This window comes from Microbulbifer sp. ABH2_005 (assembly GCF_056160005.1).
Window position 1 is genome coordinate 1149130 of the sequence record NZ_JBSWWI010000001.1, and the last position, 25066, is coordinate 1174195.

General features: G+C 48.4%; 25 protein-coding genes, 1 pseudogene and 1 riboswitch. Of the genes and pseudogenes, 14 read left to right on the plus strand and 12 right to left on the minus strand.

All coding sequences use genetic code 11. The features are described from left to right. The first annotated feature begins 40 nt into the window (after window positions 1-40). From ACXAFI_RS05080 to ACXAFI_RS05090, 3 genes and pseudogenes are all read left to right on the plus strand, one after another. A complete protein-coding gene (locus ACXAFI_RS05080; RefSeq protein ID WP_475107920.1) occupies window positions 41-202 on the plus strand; it encodes a hypothetical protein in 162 nt (53 codons plus the stop codon). Next, window positions 166-306: pseudogene (locus ACXAFI_RS05085) on the plus strand (epoxide hydrolase N-terminal domain-containing protein); the annotation flags it as partial. The gene ACXAFI_RS05080 and the pseudogene ACXAFI_RS05085, both read left to right, overlap by 37 nt. 21 nt (window positions 307-327) lie before the next feature. After that, window positions 328-1188 carry an alpha/beta fold hydrolase gene (locus ACXAFI_RS05090; protein ID WP_475107921.1) on the plus strand — a complete coding sequence of 287 codons (861 nt, stop codon included), beginning with the start codon at window positions 328-330 and terminating at the stop codon, window positions 1186-1188. 34 nt (window positions 1189-1222) lie between these two features. Here the strand turns inward: ACXAFI_RS05090 and ACXAFI_RS05095 are convergent, their stop codons facing one another. The 3 genes from ACXAFI_RS05095 to ACXAFI_RS05105 all read right to left on the minus strand — a co-directional run bounded on the left by ACXAFI_RS05095 (window position 1223) and on the right by ACXAFI_RS05105 (window position 2514). Further along, window positions 1223-1423: a DUF1737 domain-containing protein gene (locus tag ACXAFI_RS05095; protein WP_475107922.1), complete on the minus strand. Its 201-nt coding sequence runs from the start codon at window positions 1421-1423 to the stop codon at window positions 1223-1225. Between the two features lie 79 nt (window positions 1424-1502). Further along, on the minus strand, window positions 1503-1985 hold the full coding sequence (locus tag ACXAFI_RS05100; RefSeq protein WP_475107923.1) for a hypothetical protein: 483 nt from the start codon (window positions 1983-1985) through the stop codon (window positions 1503-1505). 58 nt (window positions 1986-2043) lie between these two features. Next, on the minus strand, window positions 2044-2514 hold the full coding sequence (locus ACXAFI_RS05105; RefSeq protein ID WP_475107924.1) for a DUF6841 family protein: 471 nt from the start codon (window positions 2512-2514) through the stop codon (window positions 2044-2046). 143 nt (window positions 2515-2657) lie between these two features. Between ACXAFI_RS05105 and ACXAFI_RS05110 the strand changes: the two genes are divergently transcribed. Together ACXAFI_RS05110 and ACXAFI_RS05115 are read left to right on the plus strand one after the other, a co-directional pair. After that, complete coding sequence (locus tag ACXAFI_RS05110; protein WP_152454306.1) at window positions 2658-3272, plus strand: LysE family translocator; 615 nt, start codon at window positions 2658-2660, stop codon at window positions 3270-3272. A 734-nt stretch (window positions 3273-4006) separates the two neighbouring features. Next, window positions 4007-5251, plus strand: coding sequence for a cation:proton antiporter (locus tag ACXAFI_RS05115; protein WP_475107925.1), 1245 nt, complete (start codon window positions 4007-4009; stop codon window positions 5249-5251). Between the two features lie 165 nt (window positions 5252-5416). On the opposite strand, the gene ACXAFI_RS05120 is transcribed toward ACXAFI_RS05115, so the two are convergent. Both ACXAFI_RS05120 and ACXAFI_RS05125 read right to left on the minus strand, forming a co-directional pair. Continuing rightward, entirely contained in the window at window positions 5417-6328 is a 912-nt protein-coding gene (locus tag ACXAFI_RS05120; protein WP_475107926.1) for an alpha/beta fold hydrolase, read from the minus strand. A 350-nt stretch (window positions 6329-6678) separates the two neighbouring features. Beyond that, window positions 6679-7299: a LysE family translocator gene (locus tag ACXAFI_RS05125; protein WP_475107927.1), complete on the minus strand. Its 621-nt coding sequence runs from the start codon at window positions 7297-7299 to the stop codon at window positions 6679-6681. A gap of 1193 nt (window positions 7300-8492) precedes the next feature. On the opposite strand from ACXAFI_RS05125, the gene ACXAFI_RS05130 reads away from it, so the two are divergent. Next, window positions 8493-9050, plus strand: a complete 558-nt coding sequence (locus ACXAFI_RS05130; protein WP_475107928.1) for a putative adhesin — start codon at window positions 8493-8495, stop codon at window positions 9048-9050. A 115-nt stretch (window positions 9051-9165) separates the two neighbouring features. Here the strand turns inward: ACXAFI_RS05130 and ACXAFI_RS05135 are convergent, their stop codons facing one another. The 6 genes from ACXAFI_RS05135 to ACXAFI_RS05160 all read right to left on the minus strand — a co-directional run bounded on the left by ACXAFI_RS05135 (window position 9166) and on the right by ACXAFI_RS05160 (window position 16066). Then, window positions 9166-9984, minus strand: coding sequence for an AraC family transcriptional regulator (locus ACXAFI_RS05135; RefSeq protein ID WP_475107929.1), 819 nt, complete (start codon window positions 9982-9984; stop codon window positions 9166-9168). Between the two features lie 159 nt (window positions 9985-10143). Beyond that, a complete protein-coding gene (gene tdh, locus ACXAFI_RS05140) occupies window positions 10144-11169 on the minus strand; it encodes an L-threonine 3-dehydrogenase (protein ID WP_475107930.1) in 1026 nt (341 codons plus the stop codon). Window positions 11170-11255: 86 nt separating this feature from the next. Beyond that, window positions 11256-12455 (minus strand): glycine C-acetyltransferase, encoded by a 1200-nt coding sequence (locus ACXAFI_RS05145; protein WP_444919551.1) that lies wholly within the window; start codon window positions 12453-12455, stop codon window positions 11256-11258. A 79-nt stretch (window positions 12456-12534) separates the two neighbouring features. Next, window positions 12535-12750: a hypothetical protein gene (locus ACXAFI_RS05150; protein WP_152454298.1), complete on the minus strand. Its 216-nt coding sequence runs from the start codon at window positions 12748-12750 to the stop codon at window positions 12535-12537. Window positions 12751-12808: 58 nt separating this feature from the next. Then, window positions 12809-12937, minus strand: a riboswitch (SAM-I-IV-variant riboswitch). Between the two features lie 65 nt (window positions 12938-13002). Beyond that, entirely contained in the window at window positions 13003-14436 is a 1434-nt protein-coding gene (locus ACXAFI_RS05155; RefSeq protein ID WP_475107931.1) for an aldehyde dehydrogenase family protein, read from the minus strand. Window positions 14437-14449: 13 nt separating this feature from the next. Beyond that, entirely contained in the window at window positions 14450-16066 is a 1617-nt protein-coding gene (locus ACXAFI_RS05160) for a 5-guanidino-2-oxopentanoate decarboxylase (protein ID WP_475107932.1), read from the minus strand. A gap of 253 nt (window positions 16067-16319) precedes the next feature. Between ACXAFI_RS05160 and pdxH the strand changes: the two genes are divergently transcribed. After that, window positions 16320-16958, plus strand: a complete 639-nt coding sequence (pdxH, locus tag ACXAFI_RS05165; RefSeq protein WP_475107933.1) for a pyridoxamine 5'-phosphate oxidase — start codon at window positions 16320-16322, stop codon at window positions 16956-16958. Window positions 16959-17203: 245 nt separating this feature from the next. On the opposite strand, the gene ACXAFI_RS05170 is transcribed toward pdxH, so the two are convergent. Then, window positions 17204-18847: a SulP family inorganic anion transporter gene (locus ACXAFI_RS05170; RefSeq protein ID WP_475107934.1), complete on the minus strand. Its 1644-nt coding sequence runs from the start codon at window positions 18845-18847 to the stop codon at window positions 17204-17206. Window positions 18848-19128: 281 nt separating this feature from the next. Between ACXAFI_RS05170 and ACXAFI_RS05175 the strand changes: the two genes are divergently transcribed. From ACXAFI_RS05175 to ACXAFI_RS05205, 7 genes are all read left to right on the plus strand, one after another. Further along, the gene (locus tag ACXAFI_RS05175) at window positions 19129-20820 is read left to right on the plus strand and encodes an Hsp70 family protein (protein ID WP_475107935.1); all 1692 of its coding nucleotides are present in this window, start codon (window positions 19129-19131) and stop codon (window positions 20818-20820) included. Further along, window positions 20820-22247, plus strand: coding sequence for an RDD family protein (locus tag ACXAFI_RS05180; RefSeq protein WP_475107936.1), 1428 nt, complete (start codon window positions 20820-20822; stop codon window positions 22245-22247). Before ACXAFI_RS05175 ends, ACXAFI_RS05180 begins: the two co-directional genes overlap by 1 nt. Further along, on the plus strand, window positions 22247-22594 hold the full coding sequence (locus tag ACXAFI_RS05185) for a cupin domain-containing protein (RefSeq protein WP_475107937.1): 348 nt from the start codon (window positions 22247-22249) through the stop codon (window positions 22592-22594). The genes ACXAFI_RS05180 and ACXAFI_RS05185 overlap by 1 nt, the downstream gene beginning before the upstream one ends. A 74-nt stretch (window positions 22595-22668) precedes the next feature. After that, window positions 22669-23268: a hypothetical protein gene (locus tag ACXAFI_RS05190; protein WP_475107938.1), complete on the plus strand. Its 600-nt coding sequence runs from the start codon at window positions 22669-22671 to the stop codon at window positions 23266-23268. 130 nt (window positions 23269-23398) lie between these two features. Next, a complete protein-coding gene (locus tag ACXAFI_RS05195) occupies window positions 23399-23827 on the plus strand; it encodes a hypothetical protein (protein WP_475107939.1) in 429 nt (142 codons plus the stop codon). A 381-nt stretch (window positions 23828-24208) separates the two neighbouring features. Continuing rightward, entirely contained in the window at window positions 24209-24580 is a 372-nt protein-coding gene (locus ACXAFI_RS05200; RefSeq protein WP_475107940.1) for a hypothetical protein, read from the plus strand. 78 nt (window positions 24581-24658) lie between these two features. Further along, window positions 24659-25033 (plus strand): hypothetical protein, encoded by a 375-nt coding sequence (locus ACXAFI_RS05205; protein ID WP_475107941.1) that lies wholly within the window; start codon window positions 24659-24661, stop codon window positions 25031-25033. The last annotated feature ends 33 nt before the right edge of the window (window positions 25034-25066 follow it).

Here is a 25066-nt window from a genome sequence, read left to right on the forward strand (position 1 = left end):
GCGGCTACTCAGTCATTATTTTTAAGGAAGAGATCGACGAATGGCGCAGGTCAAACCTTTCAGTATTGATATACAGGAATCGCAATTGGCAGATATGCATCGGCGGATGAGGGAAGCCCGCTGGCCTGAGGCGCAAACCGTAGATGGTGGGGGCAAGGTGTCCCTCTGGATTACCTTAGGGATTTCTGCGACTACTGGTTAAATGAGTATGACTGGTTTGCCACCCAGCAGAGGCTGAATCAATATGACCAGTTCACCACGACTATTCACGATTTAGATATTCATTTCATCCATGTAAAGAGCAGCCATACCAGTGCCACGCCAATTGTGATCACTCATGGTTGGCCCAGCTCCTTTGTTGAATTTCTTAAAGTAATAGGGCCTCTGACGGAGCCAACCCAATTTGCTGGAAATGCCGAGGATGCCTTCCATGTGGTATGCCCATCTCTGCCCGGTTTCGCCTTCTCCGGTAAGCCGGCGAAAACGGGATGGGGAGTGCCCAGAATTGCCACAGCCTGGGATACGTTGATGAATCGACTGGGGTATCAATCCTACTTGGCCCAGGGAGGAGATTGGGGGCGGTCGGTGACTACTGAGATTGGCATTCAGAACCGGGGCGCCTGCAAAGCTATACATATCAACAATCCCAAAGAGGAGCCAACCGCTGAGGCCCTGATACAGCCCAGTGAGGAGGAGAAAGAGGCTCTGGCCGGAATACGATTTTTCAATCGGTGGGATTCAGGTTTTGCCAAGGAGCAGAGTACTCGCCCTCAAACATTGGCATATAGCCTTGCGGATTCGCCTATAGGTCAGGCTGCCTGGATATTGGAGAAATTCCATCTGTGGACCGATTGCCAGGGCACTTTGGAGAGCATTTTTACCAGAAATGAATTGTTGGACAATATCATGCTCTATTGGCTGACAAATACAGCGGCTTCGTCTTCTCGATTATACTGGGAAAGCTTCGATATCCCCTACGGTCCTGATCAGGATAAGGTAGTGCAATTGCCAACCGGGGTCAGTATTTACCCGGGAGAGATAGTGAGAATTCCCCGCTCATGGGCTGAAGGTCGCTATAACAATATTTGCTATTGGAATCACTTGAAGCGGGGAGGGCACTTTTCCGCTTTTGAACAGCCAAATCTCTACGTCGAGGAAATTAGAGCTTGGAAGAGAAGCCTATTATAGAGCTCAAAAGCCTCTTCTCACCTTCTCAAAGAACCTAATAATCCCCCAATGAGATATTTCCTTTAAAGTCCTCATTTGCAACCTCCTTGATAATAGCTTGACCCGCAAGAGTGCTCTCTCCACTAGAGGTGAGCGTTGGGCTTCCATAAAGTTCCCACCCATTGTTAAGCGCCTCGGTAACACGTAAACAGAAATTGGAATCATCTGGTCCGGTAAGCAATCGGTAAAGTTTCATAGGTAATGCTCTTTAGAGAGGTTGCTTGCATCCGAAAATATTTAAACAAGCAGAGTCTTTTAGCTAGGAAATCCTTGGTTCAGACTATTGGATGGCTACTGGGTATACTTTGAGTTTTAGTTAAAGGGTTGTATTTGGGGGGCATGGTTAACCCTGGTCGCTCATCATCCCAGATCATATTGACTATTTTCCATCCGTGGCCATCGCTGTAAAGTTGAATACTGTTAATCCCTCGCTTGATAAACTGAGTTTTTTCACTATCTCTCCAGGCTTCATAGGTACTGAATGCGTGGGCAATGTTGCCAAATGATTCGATAATATTGTGAGTTTCTACCTCATAAAAAGCTGCGTTTCCAACTAACCGCTGAAAGTTTTCAGGATAATCCTGAATGCTTAAAACCAGTGCCTGGGGATTGCCTTGACTGTCTATAGAGGTACGAATCACTTTGGCGTAGGGCGCAAATAGTTCCTGCTGTCTTTTCCAGTCACGAGTAAACCCTTCGGGGCCAGAGATAACTTGGTACAGCTGTGTAAGAATTGCTTGTATTTCACTGTTTGCCATTACTTTAAACGCCTTTTAATTAGCCTGTATGGATCGGTATTACCAATTAGCCTAGGTATTAGCTTTCACTAGCAAAGCATCGTGTATTATCTTTAGGTTCTGAGGGAAGCCATGATAGGATTTTCCAGCCTTCTGAAGTGTCTGCCAATGTATAAGTGCTGCACTGGTGATCCAATAGCAGCCCTTCTGAGGTGTAGCGTTTAAGTAATATCGTAGTAACTGACATGTTCCCACTCTGAAAATGTGTCTCAAAATTAACAATTTCTGAGTTCATATAGCCTTTCTTTGCCAGGGCACCGTGTATCTCAGAGAGTACCTTCTCCACTTCCTCAGAATCTTTCGGGGTGAGGATATGAGGGCCAAAAATAAAATGGGGAGATTCTGTGAAGAATCGAGAGGCTGTTCCTTTTATGTTATTCGAAGAGAATTCTTTAATGAATCCTGTAATATGCTCTTCTGTCGAGGTTTTCGCATAGACATGAAAGTTGGTACATATCAACAAAATTGCCAGTAAAATGAATTTTTTCAACTTGAAACCCTTGGTGTGAATTGCCCGGAGTCATCTTTAGAGCCGATAATGGCTTAAAGCTGGCCGATTGTGATTTTTTTGATTGACAGCCTCAATAGCGACTTACTTTGAAATAATAATTTAATTACTACTGTGGAGTAAACATGTCCTTGTTCCTGGCTATGTTTGGATTTTCATTGACCATGTCGATTACACCAGGCCCTGTCAATATGGTGATCGTTTCATCTGGAGTGCAACATGGTTTCGCTCGCACCATCCCATTTGTGTCGGGAGCAACAATCGGTTTTACACTACTACTTGCCGCAATTGGTTTTGGGTTTTACCAAATACTGGAGAGCTATCCACAGCTATTACACTACCTAGCCATAGCTGGATCGCTATACGTAATCTATATGGGGTATAAAATTGCCAGTGCCCCTGCTGAGGAAATAGCGATTGATGAAAGATCTCTGCCGCGTTTTCACGAGGGTTTTCTTCTGCAATGGCTAAATCCAAAAGCATGGATTGCTTGTGTATCCGGTGTTGCTTTGTTTTCCAGTCCTCACAGTCAGTTAAGCCTGGTTTACTTTGTGTTTGTTTACTTTTGGGTTTGTTATGCGTCGCTGACTCTATGGGCTTTTGCTGGAGATAAAATTCGACATCTGCTGGGCGGAACCTCTAGAATAAAACGGTTTAATCTGGTCATGGGTGGGCTGTTAATTTTATGTGCGGTATATTTACTGTATTCACATTTCTTACCTGGCCAGCAAGCCCTCTGACTGATTCAGTCTGGATATCCCCCTTTTGTTCGCGGAGATAGATGTTTTAAGGATCACGTCCCCAATTTTCTGGTGATTCTTGTCGAAAAAGAAAGGGGGGACAACTATCAGGAGGTGCGCCGTGTATCACCGTGCTTATTTTTTGTTATTTTATTGGGCGCTTCGGTTAGAAGGTCCGTTATTTGATCGGTTGCAAGATAGGTTGTATAGGCTATTTTTTGATAATGTTTATATCTTGCTAGACAAATAAGTTTTTATAATCTACAGCTATTGTTGATCTCCTACACCGCCGTGTAAATCCTCCTCGTTTCCTATACTAATCGGGTATCTATTTGCCATTACTGATTAGGGCTGTGGGAACCAAAATATGTTCGAAATTTACTACTGGGTACGGAGAAAGGATAGCTGGCGGCAATGACTGATTGGTCGACAGGTGTCATTCAGGTAGCCAGTTATATTGGTGTCTGTGGGCTTCCATATAGTGATGTTTTTCAGCCAGTCCTCTCTTGCCAACAACTATTGCACCCCCTAGCAGATTGTGTACAAACCACCACCCTTTTTAGTGAGCGCTCTGATTGTGAAGCAGTCTCGAAGTTGGTTTCATTATTTGATCAAGTCATACTTTTTTGAGAGTTATGCTGGAAGAAAGGCTGTTGGAGTGAAAATATCTTTAGCTCAATAGATTTAAATTCTTAGGCGGTAGTAATACCCGGGCGCAGGCTGGGAGTATTTGTGTGAACGAGGTAGTCACTATTGTAGGGCAGGCGCTCTTCCTGGCGGTAGTAGCTGTGGTGGGGTTGGGTTTTTCTAGAATTCTAAAAATTGACAACACTTTGGGTTGTCTCTTGGCAGGTGTTCTGGCGGCCTTTTTATTGCCGGTGATTGATTATGATACTGGGCTTAGGGCAACCAGTTTAAGGGAGCTGGTTTTCTTTGTAATTCTTCCAGTCTTAATTTTTGAATCTGCTTGGCAGTTGGACCCACGGGTCTTAAAGCGTTGGATTGGTCCGATTCTATTATTCTCAACTTTGGGTTTGATCATTTGTGCTTTCTTGATTGCTGCAATTACTTACTATGGTATTGGTCACCCAGAGGGCTTTCCCTGGATAGCAGCCCTGTTGACCGGTTCAATTCTGGCAGCGACTGACCCAATATCGGTAGTGAGCAAACTTCGTCAGGAAAAAACAGGGGAAGATTTACTTGCCCTTGTTGAGGGGGAAAGCTTATTTAATGATGCCGCGGCGGTGGTGCTCTACTCTTTAGTGCTTGGCCTGGCTACCTATTCCATTGTGCAATCCACTAGTGCTGGAGCTGAAGCTCCGTCATTAAGTGTTGGTTCAGTCACCTTATATTTCTGCATGATATTCTTTGGCGGAATTATTGTAGGTTTAATTTTAGGCCTGCTAACCACCTTGGTTATTTTGTTTCTGCGAACACCTAGTGCGGCATTAATGACTCTGGTGATTGTCGCTTTTGGTAGTTTTTACCTGGCTGAGAATATTCTGCATGTATCCGGTATTATTTCTGTAATGACCTGTGCCATAGTGGCGCGAGCCTGCCTGCGAAAACAGAGAAAAACTTATTTGGTTGATGCTGAGCCAACCTGGGAGTGGCTTGGGTTGCTGTTTACCTCTATTATCTTTGTGATTATGGGGTTGGTCATCACCTTTGAAATGTTTACTCATCAGTGGTTGGCAATGCTAATCGCCACAGCCGCAGCGCTTGGTGCACGAGCACTTTCCGTTGTGTTGGTGGCTCCTTTAACTCGCTTTGTTGGTCCCCCAATTTCTAAACCCTGGAGGCTGCTAATGAGCTGGGGAGGCTTGCGCGGAGTGATTGCTGTGGCCCTGGTGCTCTCTCTTCCCGTTGAACTACCTTATTGGTGGACGATTCAATCTATGGTGTTCGGTGTGGTATTGTTCTCCTTGTTAGTGCAGGGAACTACCAGTGGGCGCTTGATAAGAAAGCTGGAGATATAAGCTATAACCGCTTGAACTATATTCTTGGAAATGAGGTAGAGGGTAAATTGGGAGTTAAATCTCCGATTTTTTGACTCCGATACCTAAATAGCCATAAGGATTGTGCTTTTTCTCTATACTTGATTGATCTCAATAATTTATCTATTTTCCCTTCATTGGCCAATTTTATGAGTGTAATTCCTGCTGCAGGGAAGATTCGAATGAGATAAATTGGTTGGCTGTCATTTTTGGCGATTCGATCATAGGTAAGTGTCCGATATTCTCCATTAATTTCAATTTGGAGCCGGTTATTTTTCTTGATAGATTGATGCCTGCTTCTGGATGGAGGATTCTATCTTTCTCGCCCCAGGTGATTAAAGTGGGTTTGGGAAATCCTTTTAGTCTGGTGTCTAGAGGGGATGAAAATTCAATGTTTCCACCTTTGATTTTATGAATATCTTTAAATATCTTGTGGTGTAGTGAAAAATTTTCCTTGGCCGATTTTGATAGCTCTGAAACTGCAAAGCCAGGTATAAAGGGTCTTTTGTGAAACACATGATCTAAGAGTACCTCGTAATCCTCTCGTCTTTTTGTTAGGATCACAGGTAACTCATTGCGCAAAATCTGTTCGAACATTTCGCTATTGGGAGAATCTTGCACTCCAAGAGGGTTCAGAAGCCATAAGCTTATTGTTTTTTCTGGATAGGTTGCAGCATAGTTTCCTGCTATGTATCCACCCATTGAATTGCCGGCAAGGTGAAATTGTTCTAAGCCGATTGCGTTAACAAAGCTGTTCAGGCGCTGAACTTGGGACTGTACATCATAGTCCAGTCCCGGGTTCTTAAAACTCTCGCCAAATCCAGGTAAATCGAGCGCAATGATTTGAAAATGCCGAGTTAAATATCTGGCTAAACGTACCCAATTATCTTTGTCGGCCCCGAATCCATGTAAGAACATTAGGGGGGTGCCAGACCCACCTTGCAAGTAACTAATTCTGCCTTCTTCAATGTCGATTGTTCGAAAATTTAGGCCTGATATTTTTCTTTCTGCAAAAGCTCCAAGCCGAAAAAGAATAGAAGTAAAGGAAGCTGGCTTCATTGTGTTTCTTAAATTTGATGTGTTTTTATTGGGAAATCGGTGTGTGCCCCCTCAGCTATTATGCTTAGCATTGACTGCAATTAGTAGTGTGAAGTCAATAGCTGATTAGTCTGACGGCTGTAATGTTTTTCAATGTTAACAGGGATATAAATATCATCAACCAGAAATGGATGATGTTGCCCTGCTTTGGCGCGTTATTCTTCACTAAGGACGGCAATAAATCTCTACCGCTTGTGAATGTAGGGGCTGTAGCTTATGGAATATAACATAACCTATATCTATAAGCTTATAATGAGCTCACATGCTTCCTATATTTCAACTTTAAGGCAGTTGATTAATACTTTTCTTATTTAATCGATCATTAAGGTTGGGTTGTCTAATGCGAGCCAAATTGCCACCGAGAGCAAGCTCAAAGAAAATAGCATACCCTGTATTCTTTGGGCTCTGGCATTTGTAGCAAGTTTTGCCAGTGCATTTCCGAATACGATCCAGCATAGGTGAGTTGATAAATTGAGAATAGTCATTAATGCAATTAGCGTTAGAATGCTTTTTGTGGATTCATTTTCAAGATTGGGTGCAAAGATAGAAAACATAGTAAATGTAATAATCCAGCCTTTAACGTTCAAGGTTTGAATCAATATCCCATTCCAGATGGAAACCTCAGGCGCCTCAGTTTGACTTTTTACTGATTTAGGTTTTGCAAAATGATAGGCAAGATAGATTAGATAAGTCACTCCTCCAGCCTGAAGTAACTTCAGGGCGATTGGGTAATGTATCAACCAAGCCATTAGGCCAAAGCCGACAAGAAAGCCTTTGACAATAAAAATCAAGTCGATGCCGGCTAGTAATGGCAGTGATCTGCGTATACCCAGGCTGGCACCGGCTGCGGCGAAGGTGATATTTGCAGGGCCTGGGCTAAAGATAAGTGGAAACATAACAGCTAGCCACGCAAGAAAAAATTCCATGCTCATAAGAGGTACCTTGGTCAGATATTTAGCATTCGCCAGTTAAAGATTTTGTAAGCTACTTTTCTGGCGGTGAGGAGTGAGTTTAAAGAATGCGACTATTGTCTTCTTGTACAAAATTGCACTTAAGAGTCTCTGAATAATTCTAAGTCGATCGGGCAGAATAGGTTATCTACAAAGGTTATCTGCAAAGAGGGTGCTCTCTATGAGATAGAGCTCAAGCACAGTTTTACTGGGTTGGCACCTGCTGGAAATATCCTTGGCCAGACAGCGACTATCAAATTTTGCTACTTTCTCGAAAATAATGATCTTAACTCGAATCTCCACGAAACAATCAGTGCCTACCTGTGAGTTAAAAGCATAATGTTAAGTTGAAGAACCAACATTGATGCCACAATCATCTCTGCACCAAGTTCAACAAAAAACGAAAACTCGATATTCTGAAATGCATCAGATAAAAAAGTAATTAGTGGCACTTTTGGAAAAGTGTACGGTGGTATCGATGGCATACTGGAACTTGTCCATAACATTCATACCATAGAAATCAAAACCCATGATCTGACCGCGATAAAAAATTTTCTGCACAGTTAAAGAAGAGTCGATTCTGATCACGCAGATCTGGAGAATCGCGAATAGCTACGAGATTTCGATGTGGAGTGGTAAATCACAATGAAGCGCGGCAGACAGAAAGCTCTTCCGGCGAAAGATACAATTAGAAAAGCATAAAAAATCAAGGTACAGACTCGTGAATGTGGAGACCCATTTCGCTGTATCAAGTGATTACTTGGGCAGGGCTAGATGCGTTATAAAGAGCTAGCCAATGAAAATTTGATTTGGGTCAAAATCTGCTCAATTTTTATAAATAGGATACTGAACAGCGAAAGCTAGATGTATTTTTCAAGGCTTCCCATATTTTTTTGAGGAAAACTTTAACGGGAGCGAGAGTTTCACTACAAAGTATCGGTATAAATGTGGAAGAAATGTGCACGCACCTCACGAAACAAGCATCACAAAGGGGTAGAACCAAAAAAATAAAAATAGTCACCACTATAAGCAGTAATTATTCTATTGCCGAACTCGGAAATTCAGGTATACAATGCTTTTCTCTTATGGATAGATAGTCTGATAATTTCTCTCAAAAAGATATTTTTTGCAGTTTAATTTAAGCCCCACAAACGGATGATAGATTAGAGGAAGCAATGGAAACTATTGAATACGGAAAAATAACAATCTACAAGAAAGATAAATCCCCGAGCAATGAAGCGATTCTCTATGCTCACGGCTCCTTCGACCAGGGTTCTTTCGGCAAGGCAGAGCTGCCTGACAATCTGGCCATTTATTTTTACTCATTCCATGGCTCAGCCTCTTCGGACCATGCTGTGAAAAGCTTGACTAAAGATGGCACACCCGCCAAGGAAGCCAATAGCATTGCCGACTTTAGCAAAACCCTGAAATTCCTTAACATGGGTTCAGGAAAAGTGCATTCGATCGCTGGTGGCGGCGCCTCGGTATATAATTATAATCTTTCACACAATGAAAAAAGTCCCGCACATTTAGATAATATTCAAAAAGCCTGGCAAAGTGGTATTCACCATCACGACTTAATTTTGGTTAACAAAGATGCAAGTGTACACCTTGCGGATGTCCTTAAGGTCATGCAAGACAATAAACTAAGCTATACCAAACTGCATTTTACTGCCTGCCGCTCCCCTAGCTCTGGTAACGATCTAAGCTCCCAAGAAAAATGGGTCGGCTAATCATTTGAGCATAAAGTAGGCATTACTCTTAATGCCTACTTAGATAGAAAAAGTGATTTGGGTGATTCAGGTTACACAGGGTCAGCCAAAAATACTCAGTATTTTTAGAGTTTCTCTAAATAGACTTGAGATAACGCCCTGGTGTAATACCAAAAGTCTTCTTGAAGTTCCTGCTCATATGGCTTTGGTCAAAAAAACCACACTCAGTTGCTACCGTGGCAGCATTCAGCCCTTGCTGAAGTAAAAGGCGTGCCTGATGGGTTTTGTAAAGAACCAAAAATTGATGGGGGGCTATACCGTAGTGCTTGTTAAAACAGCGGATTAATTGATATTGGCTCATCTCAGTGAGTTGGCAAAGTTGCTCAAGCGTTACGTTGTATTGCCAGTGATCACACAGGTAGTTATAAATTTTTCTTGCGGCCGATTTATCTTTTAGACTTCGAGGGTAGATGTTCTGGTCACTATGATTGGTGAATAGCTTGGTAAGTGCCAGGGTTAACAGGCTATCTGAGGCAAGAGATAAATAAGTACCGCTCAAACTGCAGTGAAGTTGAAAAAGTAACTGGAAAAGCTCTGGGTCATGAATAATAGGCCCCTTAAGAAAAGGCATGGGGGTTTTACCAAAGCTGCTATGTTGTCGCAACACTTGTTCAATCAGTTTTGTATCAAAATAAAACATGCGGTAATGCCAGCCTTGTTCGCTACCGGTATAGCCAGTATGAATTTCGCTGGGATTAATGGCGACGATATCTCCCTGGGGGATGATGTTAGTTTGCCCGCGATAATCTAATTTCTCGGCGCCTGCCTGGATAATGCCAATGGCTAATTCATCGTGCCAATGCTTGTTAAAGGCAAAACTGCGAAAATGCGCATGAAATAGTTCTATGCCACTGTGTTTTGGGCTACGCCAAAATGTAGAAAATTCCTTTTGCATCTATAGGTCTTATCCATCAGTTCTTAGCCATCAAAACTGCTGTTTGAGCAGTGCGTATTAGAAGATACAAAAAGTGGTGGAGCTGGGCAAAAAATCTTTTCTGAAGAGGGGAGCGCTGGAGGGGCTGGCCGTGGAGTTATCCACGGCCAAGAGCAATAGTTATTGCCAGTTGAGGATCACCTTGCCGGATTCTCCAGAGCCCATAGTGTCGAAGCCTTTCTGGAAGTCGTCGATAGGGAACTGGTGGGTAATAATTGGGGTTAGGTCCAGGCCAGATTGAATCAGGCTGGCCATCTTGTACCAGGTTTCGAACATCTCACGGCCATAGATACCTTTAATGGTCAGGCCTTTGAATATGACCTGGCTCCAGTCGATAGCCATTTCGCCGGCGGGAATGCCGAGCATGGCGATCTTGCCACCGTGGTTCATTGCCGCGAGCATATCGCGGAAGGCAACGGGAACACCGGACATTTCCAGGCCTACGTCGAAGCCCTCGCCCATGCCCAACTCCGCCATAACATCTTTAAGATTTTCCTTAGACACATTGACGGCGCGGGTGGCACCCATCTTGCGGGCCAGATCCAGGCGATATTCGTTGATATCGGTGATGACCACGTGGCGAGCACCCACATGCTTGGCAACTGCTGCGGCCATGATGCCGATAGGACCGGCACCGGTGATCAACACATCTTCGCCCACCAGATCGAATGACAGTGCAGTGTGTACGGCGTTGCCGAAAGGATCAAAAATGGAAGCCAGCTCATCGGAGATGTTGTCTGGAATTTTAAAAGCGTTTAGTGCCGGAATAACCAGGTATTCGGCAAAAGCGCCTTGGCGGTCCACACCAACACCGTAAGTGTTGCGGCAGAGGTGGCGGCGGCCTGCGCGGCAGTTGCGGCAGTGGCCACAGGTGATATGGCCTTCGCCGGAAACGCGGTCGCCAACTTCAAAACCGGCAACTTCCTGGCCCATACCAACCACTTCACCTACATATTCGTGCCCCACTACCATGGGCACCGGGATGGTTTTTTGCGACCACTCGTCCCAGTTATAAATATGCATGTCCGTACCGCAGATAGCGGTTTTATGGATTTTGATCAACAGGTCGTTGTGGCCCGGCTCGGGGATTTCCACGTCGGTGAGCCAGATGCCCACTTCAGACTTCAGTTTAGAAAGTGCTTTCATTGTCATTCTAACTACAAAAAGAAAGGCCGGCGCTACCTGGCAAGGGGAATATCCTCTGCTCAAATAATGCCGCGGTTATTTCGGAATTAAATAATTTCTAGCTCGCGGCCCACTTCAATAAAGGCATCAATGCACTGGTCGAGCTGCTCGCGAGTGTGTGCCGCAGACATCTGCGTACGAATACGAGCTTGGCCTTTAGGTACTACTGGGTAGAAGAAGCCCACTACGTAAATACCGCGCTCTAGCATTTTGTCTGCCATTTTCTGAGCGAGGGCGGCATCGCCGATCATGACCGGAATAATTGGGTGGTCGGCTCCGGCCAGGGTGAAGCCAGCTTCGGTCATACGCTCGCGGAAGTAGGCGGAGTTATCGCGCAGCTTCTGCCGTAACTCGGCGCCATCCATCAACATATCCAGTACTCTTAATGAGGCGGTGACGATAGCGGGAGCCACGGAGTTGGAAAACAGGTAAGGGCGTGAGCGTTGGCGCAGCAGATCGATAATTTCCTTGCGCCCGGAAGTGAAGCCGCCAGAGGCGCCGCCCAGGGCTTTGCCCAGGGTGCCGGTAATAATATCAATGCGATCGACAACATCGCAGTATTCGTGAGTGCCGCGGCCATTTTGGCCGAGGAAGCCCACAGCATGGGAGTCGTCCACCATCACCAGGGCGTTATAGCGGTCCGCCAGGTCGCACAAGGCTTTTAAGTTGGCGATCACACCATCCATGGAGAAGACGCCATCGGTGGCGATCAGCTTAGTCTTCGCGCCTGCGGCATCGGCTGCCTGCAGTTGTTTCTCCAGGTCCGCCATATCGTTGTTGGCGTAGCGGAAGCGCTTGGCTTTACACAGGCGCACACCGTCGATAATGGAGGCGTGATTGAGGGCGTCGGAGATAATCGCGTCTTCAGGGCCCAGTAGAGTCTCGAATAGGCCACCGTTGGCGTCGAAACAGGAGGTGTAGAGGATGGTATCTTCGGTGCGCAGGAATTCCGATAGGCGCGATTCCAGGGCCTTGTGAATGTCCTGGGTACCACAAATAAAGCGTACCGATGCCATGCCGAAGCCGTATTGATCCAGCCCTTCTTTGGCCGCTTTGATCAGGTCCGGGTGGTTGGCCAGGCCCAGGTAGTTGTTGGCGCAGAAGTTCAGTACCTGGGTGTCGTTGTTCACCTGTATCTCGGCGGCCTGCTGAGAGGTAATGATCCGCTCGCGCTTGTAGAGGCCGTCGGCATCGATTTGTTTTAGCTCGTTGCGCAGGTGCTCAAAGAATTGTTCTGGCTTGGACATGATATTGTTTTTAGCTCCTGTCGGGTGCTCGTGGCACTAGGTATCGGCGCGAACTAAAGTGGCGCCACTGTATTCTTGTTTATCCCGCCAGCTCGCAGGCCTTATGGGCCGTGATCGGCTGCTCACTGGCGCGGCAGCTGGTGGCGAATTTTAAAGCCTCTTCCGCGGTGTCGAATAGTAGTTGCCACAACAATTGCCGATCGGCGCGTCTCACGGCTCTCACCGCGGTGCGGCTGCGTTGGTTGGCAATTTGAATTTCTATAACGTCTTTACTGGATAACGGTGATTCGGACATGGTCCCTCCAAGGGTAAAACTTTGGAGGACTGACGTGGAAGCGGCGAAAGGATATTCGCTAATCCGGTTGGATTGCTCTTGTAGAGCCCCATCCTCCCTGCAGGCTTTGGTGTGCCAGCAGAGAGAGAACCACCTTGCCCCGGTCGGCAGGTTGGCGTTGGCGTCAGCCACTCTCGTGATGTGCGAGCAAAGATAGCGGGGAGGGGATTGGCAGTCAACTGCACCGCCCACGATTGCAGGCGGTGCAGAAGTTTATGCCGGCAGTTGCACGGATTTCAGTTCGATAAACTCGCCGAGACCGGCCTCACCAAATTCACGTCCGTTGCCGGAGCGCTTGTAGCCGCCAAAGGGCGCGTCGTAATTGAATTCGCCGCCGTTGACGAAACACAGGCCAGCTTCAATGCGGCGCACCAGGGGCATGGCACTTTCCGCATCTTTTGCCCAAACGCCGCTGGACAGGCCGTATTCGGTGTCATTGGCGATGGCAATTGCCTCATCCATATCCTTGTAGGGGATCAGACAGGTCACAGGGCCGAAGATCTCCTCGCGGGCGATGCTCATGTCGTTGTGCACATCGGCAAATACCGTGGGCTTCACATAAAAGCCTTTATCCAGCCCGGTGGGCACCTCGGCGCCGCCAGTGACCAGGCGTGCACCCTCGTCGATACCCTTCTGGATATAACCGCGCACTATCTCGCGCTGGCGTGCGGAAGAGAGTGGGCCCATAAAGGCGTTTTCATCGGTGCCCATAGCGATGTCTTCGGCCACCTGGCGAGCGATTTCTACCGCTTCGTCATAGCGCTCGGCAGGCACCAGCATGCGGGTGAGGGCAGTACAGGTCTGGCCGCTGTTGATAAACACATCCTCGCAGCCCCAGCGCACGGCGGCTTCCAGATCTGCATCGGGGGTGATAATCAGCGGGGACTTGCCACCTAGCTCCTGGGTTACGCGCTTCACCGTGGGCGCTGCGGCCTTGGCCACTTCCACGCCGGCGCGAGTGGAACCGGTGAAGGAGACCATATCGATACCCGGATGGGCAGAGAGCGCCGCTCCCACTTCGGAGCCGGCTCCGGGCACCAAGTTGAAGACACCGGCGGGGACTCCGGCCTCTTCAATAATTTCCGCCATCACAAAATCCTGCAGCGGTGTGATTTCGGCGGGTTTAGTGATCATGGTGCAGCCGGCGGCCAGGGCCGGGGCCACTTTGCCCACAAACTGGTGGAGTGGGTAGTTCCAGGGGGTGATAAAACCACACACGCCCACGGGCTCGCGGAACAATACGGAATGGCCGGCTTTCTCCGTTTTCTCCATTTCCGCGGTGCGCTCGGCGTAGTAGCGCATGGCATAGATAGGGCCATCCACGTGCAGCCAGCGGGTGATATGTTCGGGGCAGCCGAGTGTCTGGGACACGGCTTGTACCAGATCTTCCTTGCGTTTTTCCATACCGTCGGCGATGGCGTTGAGCAGTTCGCGGCGCATCTGTGCGGTGCTGTTGCGCCAGCTGTGGAAGGCCTGGCGCGCGGCTTCCACGGCGAGATCCACATCTTCGGCCGAGCCTTCGGCCACTTGGCAGATGAATTCTTCGGTGGCCGGGTTGATCACCGGGTGAGTCCCTGTACCCAGAGGCTCGCGCCATTCGCCGTTAATAAACAACTTGCCTGTGGGCAGTTTGCTGAGATCTGTCATGTCACGCTTCCATTTATTCTGCGCCTGAAGGCGCGCTGATTTCGATCAGGGTTGGGGTCTGGCGGCCCAGGGCATCGGCTACTGCTTGTGCCAATTGGCCGGGCCGGTCGATACGACAGCCCTCGGCACCGAAGGCCTTGGCCAGGGCAACAAAATCCGGGGTACTCAGGTTTACACCTTCCTGTGGTACTTCCGCCGCATCCATAAAGTCGCGGATTTCGCCGTAGCCGGCGTTATTCCATACCAGGATGGGCAGAGGTAAGCGTTGCTCAACGGCCACCGCCAATTCGCCCAGGGTAAACATCAAGCCGCCATCGCCGATCAGGGCGATCACATCCCGCTCGCTAGAGAGCTTGGCGCCAACGGCCGCAGGCAGGGCAAAGCCCAGGGTGCCATAACCGGTAGTACAGGTCACATGGCTGCGGGGATGATATAGGGGCAGGGCGTGGTTAGTGTTATAGGCCAGCTGGGTGGAGTCTGTCACCAGGATACCGTTTTCCGGCAGGGCTTCGCGCAGGGCCTCAACCCAAGGGAAGCGTTGCTCGGAACCATCCCACCACTCTTTGCGGCAATCTTTCAGTAACTGGGCAACCTCTTTTACAGACTGTTCGCCTGCTGTTGTATCGCGTTGGGCCAGCGCGGCCTCCAATTGCTGCAGGCTCTCCTTGGCGTCTGCACAGATGGCCAAGTCTGGTTGGGCGTTGCATACCAGCTGTGCAGCATCTATATCGATACGAATCAGTTTGCCGGAGAAGGCGTAATCGTCCCGCACCAGGTTGCGATCGGTTTCGGATAACTCGGTGCCTACGGCCAGCACCACATCCGCATTCTCCACGCGGTTGCGTACGCAATCGAAACTCAGGTTGGCGCCGCCGCACAGAGGATGGCGTTCATCTACAACGCCCTTGGCGGCGAGTGACAGAAACACCGGTGCAGCGATTTTCTCGGCGATTTGGGTGGCCGCCTCTCCGGCGCTCTGGGCGCCGCCACCGAGGAGGATGACCGGGCGCTGGGCGGATTGCAGCCAGTCGGCGGCAGTGGCGATAGCGGCGCTATTTGCCGCCGGGGCCATAGCGGCTGGTGCGGCTTTGTAGTCTTCCAGTTGGCCGGGCATGGGAGCCGGGAACAGGTCGATGGGGATTTCGATATGCACAGGCCCCGGGCGGCTGGACTGCAGCAGCTGGAATGCCCGCGCCATTACCTCTGGTAATTGCTCTGCCTGGGTGAGCGTGTGCTGCCAGATACAGAAGCCGCGGCTGGCATCACTCTGTTGCGGCAGTTCGTGCAGGCGGCCGCGGCTCATGCCCAGGTCTTCGCGGCGATTGATTGCGGAGATCACCAGCATGGGAATCGAATCGGAATAGGCCTGAGCCATGGCGGTGGCGGCGTTGGTGAGGCCGGGGCCGGTGATCAGGAAGCAGACACCAATCTTGCCACTGGCACGGGCGTAGCCATCCGCCATAAAGGCGGCACCTTGTTCGTGGCGCGGAGTGATATGCATCAGGTCACTGCCGGGCAGACCGCGGTACAGTTCGATGGTGTGGACACCGGGAATGCCGAAGACTTTTTCCACCTGGTAGTCGCGCAGCAGGCGCATGAGCACCTGGGCGCATGTGGGCGCAGAGGACATAGCCACCATTTTCCTTATTTGTGTAAAAATGCCGTGAGCCTAGCGGCACGCTAAAAAGCACGCAAGCGCCCGCAGAGTCTGCATCTGCGAGGGGAAAATCGCAGGAATATTGAGATTCGCCCCGTATCGCGACAGGAAACTTGGCCCTTGGGTTGTAAAATTTCCTGCGCAAGGGGAGTTGTGGTTGGGGAAATTCGCTTTGCCCCAATTGCCTGGATATATTTTGAGCATGAATAACTTAGGAAGTAGCACCATGGAAATCGATCAATGGCGTCGCGAATATCTGCTCGGCGGCCTGCGCCGCTCGGAGTTAAAAGCAACCCCGGTGGAGCAGTTTCGCGAGTGGCTTGAGGAGGCTCTGGAGGCCAAACTTTCTGACCCCAATGCCATGTGTTTGGCCACAGCTAATAGCAGCGGCCAGCCCTCCCAGCGCATTGTATTGCTGAAAGGTTTTGACGAGCGCGGCTTTGTTTTCTACACCAATCTGCAGAGTAAAAAAGCGCAGGATATGGAGAAGAATCCGCAGGTATCCCTGCTGTTTCCCTGGCACAGCCTGGAGCGCCAGATCATTGTTTACGGCAAAGTGGAGTCAGTAGCACGCGAGGATGCGGAGCAATATTTCCAGTCCCGCCCCCTGGACAGCCAGCTGGCTTCCTGGGCTTCCCATCAGAGCCAGCCACTGTCATCCCGTGAGGAGCTGCAAAAACAGTTTGACCAGGAAAAGGCGCGCTTTGCAGATGGGCAGGTGCCGTTGCCTGATTTTTGGGGCGGTTACCGGGTAGTGCCACATGCGGTGGAATTTTGGCAGGGTGGTGCCAATCGCCTGCACGACCGTTTTATTTACCGCGCCGATGATAGTGGTCTGTGGACGCTGGATCGTTTGTCTCCTTAGTGGCTGTCGCTGTTTAGAAAAACAGGATATGGAAAAGTGGAGCGGGGCTAGTTAATTATCCCCGCTTTTTGATTTGGTTTTTAATATTTTTCCTTCAGGCAGAACAGAAGTAAGTAAAGAGTATTTGCAGAATTTAAAAGAACCTGTTCATTAAAAATAATACTGCTGCGATTTAAAGGGCCTCAGCTCGAATATATGCTTTTCTATTGAAGCCCTGAATTTGTTGGTGAAAAGGGTCAGTAAGATCAGGTCTTTTTTTCACATTCGTGATTGAGGTAATCCAAACCTTTGATGAGTGCCTCAACCCGGCTTTCGACAAAACAATCCTCGTCCATCCAATCCCGGATATGCAGCTTCTCCAATCTATCCAGTGTTGGTTCATTGGGGCAGTAGAGATAGACTTTGCAGCCCAAACTAACGGCATCCCGCATGGTATTTTCTAGTGCCAATGCCGCAGTGGTATCAATCATGGGTACTGTGCTCAAATCCATGATGATGACTTTAAAGTTACCCACTGCGGCCTGCTGGCGAGTAATGGCCTTGGATACCCCAAACAACATTGGGCCCGACAAAAAGAAAAACAGTATCTGTCCTTTGGACTGCCGCAGCATCTCCCGTTCCCGTCGGCTGAGCGGGTCGCCTTCCTCGACACCGGAAATCGTTTTAACACTTTTTTCCTGAATACGGCTGAGCCGCTCAATGGTGATGATATTGACAAGGAATACACCAATGGCCACGGCGTAAATCAAGCCCACAAATACGGTCATCAGCAGAACGCTGTACATAATAAAGGTTGGGAATATCGCCACCTGGTGATGGTGAACGCGTCGGATATAATTCCAGTCGAGAATATTAATGCCGACGAACACCGCGATACCGGCTAATACCGCCAGAGGAATCGGTTGCGTCAGGGGGGCAAACCAGAGCACCACCAGTAGTAGGATCAGCGCACGTACTATACCGGCCAGAGGAGAGCGCGCCCCTACCTGAATATTCACCACGGTCCCCATAGTGGAACCCGCGCCGGGCAGCCCGCCAAACAAACCGGATACGGTGTTAGCGATGCCCTGGCCGATCAATTCCCGGCTGGGGTTGTGCTCCCTGCGCGTCAGGCTGTCCGCTATCACCGCAGTTAACAGGGTATCGAGACAGCCCAGAGTGCCGAGCACCAACGCTTCAATCAGCATGGTGGACAACATATCAAAAGTGATATTGGGTAAAACCAGGGAGGGCAGGCCGCTGGGAATTTTGCCGATGCGCCGGATCTCTTCGTTGTCGAACAACACCATGGAAAGCAAGGTAATGGCGACTAGTGCCACCAGTTGGGGGGGAACCAGCTGTTTGAGTTTCTTTGGTAAAAAAAACAGCATTCCGAGGGTGAGCAGACCGAGGAAGAGTTCCCCATAGTGGGTATTTCTGACTAGCTCCGGCAATTCTTGTACGGTTTCCATCGGCCCGCCAGCGGGCGTGGGTTGGCCGAGTAACGGACCAATCTGTAAAATTACCAGAATAATACCGACACCGGACATAAATCCTGAGACCACGCTGTAGGGCATCAAAACAATATATTTACCGAGCTTTAATGCCCCCAAAGCAATTTGAAAAATGCCCGCCATGATGACCACGGTAAAGGCCATTGCCAGTCCCTGGTCGGGGTACTCTGCCATCATGGTGGTGATCACCGCGGCCATTACTACGGTCATGGCACCGGTCGGTTCAGAGATTAAGGTACGGGTACCCCCAAAGAGGGAGGCAAATAACCCGACCAGAATGGCCCCCCACAACCCCGCACTGGCGCCTGCCCCGGAAGCAACCCCAAACGCCAGTGCCATGGGCAGTGAAACCACGGCTGTGGTGACTCCACCAAAGAGGTCCCCTTTGAGCTTCACTCCCTAAAATCTACCCGTCAACAAGGCCGCGCCTCTCAATGAGTTTCGAATGACTCTAAGGATATGGCAGTTATGTGGAACCGCCAGAAGCGGGTTGTTCTACGGCCAGGCTATTCGTTTGGTTTTTCTGCACCTGCCTTTCGTGTGCTTGCACTCTCTGGCTATTTTTGTGCAGGGACGCTTAGAATGTCGCGCCAACCAGATTGCGGGGAATACCGTATAAAAACCTGCTGGTACAGCTGTGCTTGATCAAGTTTTAAGAAAAATAGGTAGGGGGAATTATGGCCATTATTGGAATTGACCTGGGTACCACCAATAGCGCCTGTGGGATTTTGATGGAAGACGGCGTGAAGCTGATTCCCAATCGTTTGGGAGAGGCCTTGACCCCATCGGTGGTCGGCTTGGATGACGCTGGCAAGCTGGTAGTGGGAAAAACCGCAAAAGAGCGCCTGATCAATCACAGTGATACCACCGTTGCCGCCTTTAAGCGTCTGATGGGCACCGACCATAAGGTCAAACTGGGTCGCCAGCAATTTACCGCAACCGAACTTTCCGCCTTGGTACTGCGCTCTCTCAAAGAGGATGCCGAGGCTTTCCTGGGGGAAGAGGTCAGCGAAGCGGTAATCAGTGTGCCCGCCTACTTTAACGATAACCAGCGCCAGGCGACAAAATTGGCTGGAGAGCTGGCAGGCATCAAGGTAGAGCGCCTGATCAACGAGCCTACCGCTGCGGCAATTGCCTACGGCCTGCACGACAAGCGGGAGGGGAATTTCCTGGTGCTTGATTTGGGTGGTGGTACCTTCGATGTCTCCATCCTGGAATTCTTCGATGGCATTATGGAAGTACATGCCAGTGCCGGGGATAACTACCTGGGCGGTGAGGATTTTGTCGAAGCGATGATCGACAGCGTTCTGGAAGAATTGCAGCTGAAAAAATCTTCCCTGAAACCGCGCGAACTGCAGAACCTGTATATGCAGATGGAAACGGCCAAGCGCCGTATCAGCCAGCAGACAGAGCAGTTGCTTAAATTAAACCTCGGTGGACGCGAACTCGAATGGAAAGCGACCCCCGAATGGTTCGAGAAACTCAGTACCCCGTTGCTGCTGCGAGCCAAGCGCCCGATTGAGCGCGCCATGCGCGATGCCGATTTGCCACCCGCTAAAATTGACGAAGTGGTATTGGTGGGTGGCTCCACCCGCTTGGCCCTGTTCCGCTCTATGGTGGGGCGCATGTTTGGCCGCTTGCCTTCCTGCCACCTGGACCCGGATACCGTTGTCGCCATGGGGGCGGCAATCCAAGCTGGTCTCAAGGAAAAAAATTCTGCGCTGGATGATATCGTCCTCACCGATGTATGCCCCTACACCCTGGGTACCGGCATAGTGAATGAAGACAGCCCGCAGCTGGGCAATTACTTCCTGCCGATTATTGAGCGCAACACCGTGGTGCCTGTCAGTATTGTGCGCAGCGTCTGCACTGCCCGCGATGATCAGGACGAGGTCTGTATCGATATTTATCAGGGAGAAAATCGCCTGGTAAAGAAAAATGTTTATCTGGGCGAACTCACGGTGCCGGTACCCAAGAAACCCCGGGGCGAGGAAGTGGTGGAAGTGCGCTATAGCTATGATATGAACGGTTTGCTGGAAGTGGATGTCACCGTCATTTCCACCGGTAAAACATTTAATAAGTTAGTGGAATTTACGCCGGGCGCCCTGAATGAACAGGATAAAGCCCAAGCCCTGGAAAAACTGGCCAAGCTCAAGTTTCATCCCCGTGAAGATGAGGAAAACCGGGCGCTGCTTGCCCGTGGTGAACGCTTGTATGAAGCCAGCCTCGGCGAGCAGCGCGATTATATTGCTAAATTGCTCGCCAGCTTCGATCGGGTTTTGGATAAACAAAACCTGGTGGAGATTGGCAAGGCGCGTGCCGAACTCACTGAAATCTTCGATAAGCTCGACGGTGAGGACTGGATTTAATGAGTCCTTGGGAGATACTCGAACTAGAGCCCTGTGATGATGCGCGAACCATCAAGCGCGCCTACGCAAAAAAACTGAAGCAAACCCGTCCGGATGAAAAGCCCGAAGAGTTTCAGCAGTTACACAGCGCCTATAAATGGGCGCTGAAAGCCGCCGAGGCGCTTAAAGAAGAGAAAAGCGAAAGTGAGGAACCGCAAAGTAACGAGGTGCTTGCGGAAGTTGCTAGTGCTGAGCGGGCTGCACTTTCCCCTGAGGCCGTGCAATTACAGGGGCAAGCAGAGCCCCAGGTGCAACAAAATAGTGAGCCGAATCATCAAGACCACTCCCCAATCTCTTCAGAAGCTATTGAGCAAGCTCAATCAAAAGTCTCTCTTGACCTGAACCAAGCCCAGAATCAGGAAACTGGGGGTGAGAGACAGCAGGGGGCCTCTACAGAGAAACATGCTGAAGAGCAGCATCCTGAAGGTAAGAATACACAAAAAGATAATGTGCAAGAAAATCCTATTGAAGAGGATGACAGTGAACAAGACCCACAGCGAGCACTGCGAATTGCCGAGTACCACCGGGTGTTGGAGCAAGTGGATAGGCTGCTGCAAGAACCCAGTAATTTCAATGTAAAAGAGCATTGGCGTTTTCTCACCGATACACCCTATATGCTCGATGAGGAATATAATTGGAATCTGGGTCTCTCAATCTTCGAACGTTTTGCCAGAATAAATTTGCAGGCTAGTGAAGCTACCTCTCAAGGTAAAAAACAAGCTCAGATTTCTAACAATATTCTTCAGTACTGCAATAGCTTGTTCGACTGGAATGGTAATGCCTCCTATTTATACGGCGCCTTGGATGAGTCCCTTTGTGATTGCATATTTAATTCGCTGCAAAGCGAAGAAGTTACTGTAGACCCCGCCCAAGGGCTCCGAGGTGGGCGCAAGCTGATCCGGCAGAAAATCACCCAGCCGGAAGAAACCTATGATCAATACTACTTTGGCCACTTGCTGGCCCGAGGCGTTGCGGTCTTACTGGATGTATTGTTGTTGTACGTCGCGGTTGGCTTTATCGCCTCCATTGTGATGATGAAGGTATACGATATGCCAGAAGGCGCCGCCACAACCGTGGCGTTGGGAATCTGTTGCCTGGCCTATCTGCTGATGGCCTGGATTGCAGAGAGCTCCCGTTTTCAGGCCACGCCTGGGAAATATCTGATGGGTTATAAGGTCACCAACAAAAAATTTGAGCGAATAGGCTATGGCCACGGCCTTTGGCGCATACTGAGCTTCACTCTCACCCTACCGTTGGGAAAGATCGGTTGGTTGATTAACTGCTTCTTAGGTGGAAACCTGATGCATGACCGCCTCAGCTCAAGCCATGTCATCAACATGCGTAAATCCCGCGAGGAGTATTTGCGGAGATTGCGGGGGGAGGAGTGATGCCAGTCGTCTCAAAAGAGAATGCTGAGCACTACTCCTGGGGGGAGGGCTGCGATGGCTGGCACTTGGTAAGAACCGATTCTCTCAGTGTGATTCAGGAGAGAGTGCCTCCTGGTTGCTCAGAAGTTCGACACCTGCACCGGCAATCTGAACAGTTTTTCTTTGTACTAAAGGGCACGGCCACGATTGAATGTGGTGGCGAAGAGTATTCCCTCTCTCCCGGCCAGGGTTTACATATAGCCGCTGGGATTCCTCATCAGTTGTTCAATAAGGCCTCTATAGATTTGGTTTTTATCGTTACTTCAACGCCGCCTAGCCATGGAGATCGGGTGGAACTACAAAATTAGTTATACAAAAAACGACAAATTAACAAAATATAAGCTAAGAATAAGTAAAGTTTATCCTATTGCATGAGATTGGCATGACTTTTAAATCAGAGATATTAAAAGCCGTCAAAACTAAGGCGGCCAAATATTACGGCTGGAAATTTATTTATAATAAATATTACATTCGACCGGAAAAATATTGTGAAGTAATTATTGATCCAGAGTGGAGCTTTCATGGATCACCCTCATCAATTCTTTTACAGCCAGCAGCTGGAATCTATATTCCAGAGGTTGATAAAATTTACAGTGAGTTAGATGATTGTATCCCAGTGAGACGGTTGATGTTCTATATTGATTTGGATCATCAAGCGTTAGATAAGGCTCATGGTCGTAGGATTTATGTTCAAGATTTTGGGAGTCAAGATGAGGCCGTTGCTGAAGTTTTACACAGAATGGATTGTATTTTTACTGTGGGTAAAGATTATTTAACTAATCAGTATAACTTTGAGTCTAGGGAGGGCTTTTATGAAAGTGTTCCAGAGGAAACACGTGGTTTTGGCTGTGCTTATTATTGTGTAGTGAAAGGGTTGCTGGGAGATGTCGACTATATAAAAAGGGTGCTTCGCAAAGAAATTGATCCTAAGGGTTATCAGGATTTGGAGCTTGTTGGTAAAATTTTTAATTATTTCTCTTAAAGATTAGTTGTAAGGCTGGGAGAGTTCACTTTTTATAGTGGGTTGTTATTTTTTTTGATATGTATTTTTTGGTGAATTTTCTTTTCTAGGCTTTTTTGTGCGGCTGTAGATAACAGAATTGAGGTTTAATATGAATGTTTTGTTAATAGTTGGGGCTGTTGCTATATTGGTTTCTCTTTACCGCGCAGCAACCAGTAAGAATATACCGCAAAGCCCGGCGGCATGTGGTATAGCATTCTTTACCGTTACTGCCGGTTTGGCCTCTTGGTTGTATCTATTATCCGCTATTCCTTTCAGCTCTCTGTACTTACTGGTGAGTATTATCTCATTACCCCTGATATTGTTATTGGGTGGCGTTATGGCTGCGCGTACAAGTGAGGATACTGCCTCAATGAACGCCAAAATTGTATTGGCTGTTGCGGCGGTCCCCTATTTGCTGATTACTTTTATTGCTTTTATGAATTCTTCCGGGTTGGCCATTGTTTATGCATTAATAATATATATTCCCTGTATTATTGGTGGGCGATATATTGGCTGTAAATATTTGCAAGTAAAATGATGTGGAGATGGGTGGCCTTGTCGCTGCTATTGTGATAGCAGGCTGGTAAGCGTAGCCACCCATGGCATTGGGAGTTCGTTACCTGACCTATCTATTGGTGGCCAATTAGGATACTAATAAATAACTGAGTAAAAAGGCAATGGATTCAGCCTTTGGCGCCTACTGAACTTCACTCTTACCTTACCGCTGGGTAAAACGGCTGGTTGGTTAACTGTTTTTTAGGTGGAGTTCGTGATGTACGGCCGCCTCAGCTCAAACCGTACCATCAATCAGCGTAATTAGATTGCGGGGTGGGCTGCGATTGCTTGTACTTGTTAAAAGCTGTTACTTAAACACAGCTTAGTGCTTGAGCTTAAACAAGTTTTTTTAGGAATATGATCGTTGAAAATTTATCCTCCTTTTTTTGTGATGGGCAAGCTAAAGGTCGCAGGTAGAAGAATAGATATAATCAAAAAGAGTGGCGCCTATTTTCTGTATTCAGACCTAGATGAAGACGTGATTTTGTATGATTTTTTTCGAGCTTGGGACTCTTCTCAAGATATTAAGGAGTGTTTGTTGCCGGAAGTGATTTCAGTCTTATCTGGTAATGTGGAGTTTACTGATATCGATGCTGATATTTTTGGCGTGGCTTATATCGAGCCTCAGGTTACGAAGCTTTTAGGGGGTATGGCTCCTGACCTGGAATTGCCAACAATGGAGTTTAGAGAGCTAATCAAACAGTGGGTTGACTTTCTAGAGATACATGGCCAATAAGTTTAATGAGGGATTATCGTTGCTTCGGTACGGCTTGTCTTTGATGTCAAGTGGAATTTTTTTGTGGGGATACAATCGATGAAAATCTACGCTCCTTTTTCTGTGGTGGGCGAGCTAAGGACTGCAGACAGAAGAATAGACATAGCCAAAATATATGATAGCTATAGCTTGTATCCTAAGCTGGATGAAGAGGAGGTCTTGGAAGGTTTTTTTCAGGTGTGGGCAGCCTCTCAAGAAATTAAAGAGGATGTGTTGCCGGAAATAGATTCAGTTTTGTCTGGAGAGAAAAAATATACTGAGCTCGGTGCCGAGATTTTTGGGTTGGCTTATATCGAGCACCAGAACACGAAGTTTATAAGCGATCTGGGTTCTCCTGACCTAGAGCTGTCAACAGTGGAGTTTAAAGAGCTGGTCGAGCAGTGGGTTGACTTTCTAGAGGCGCATGGACGATAAGTTTATTAGTGAAGGTGGTTATCGTTGATTCAA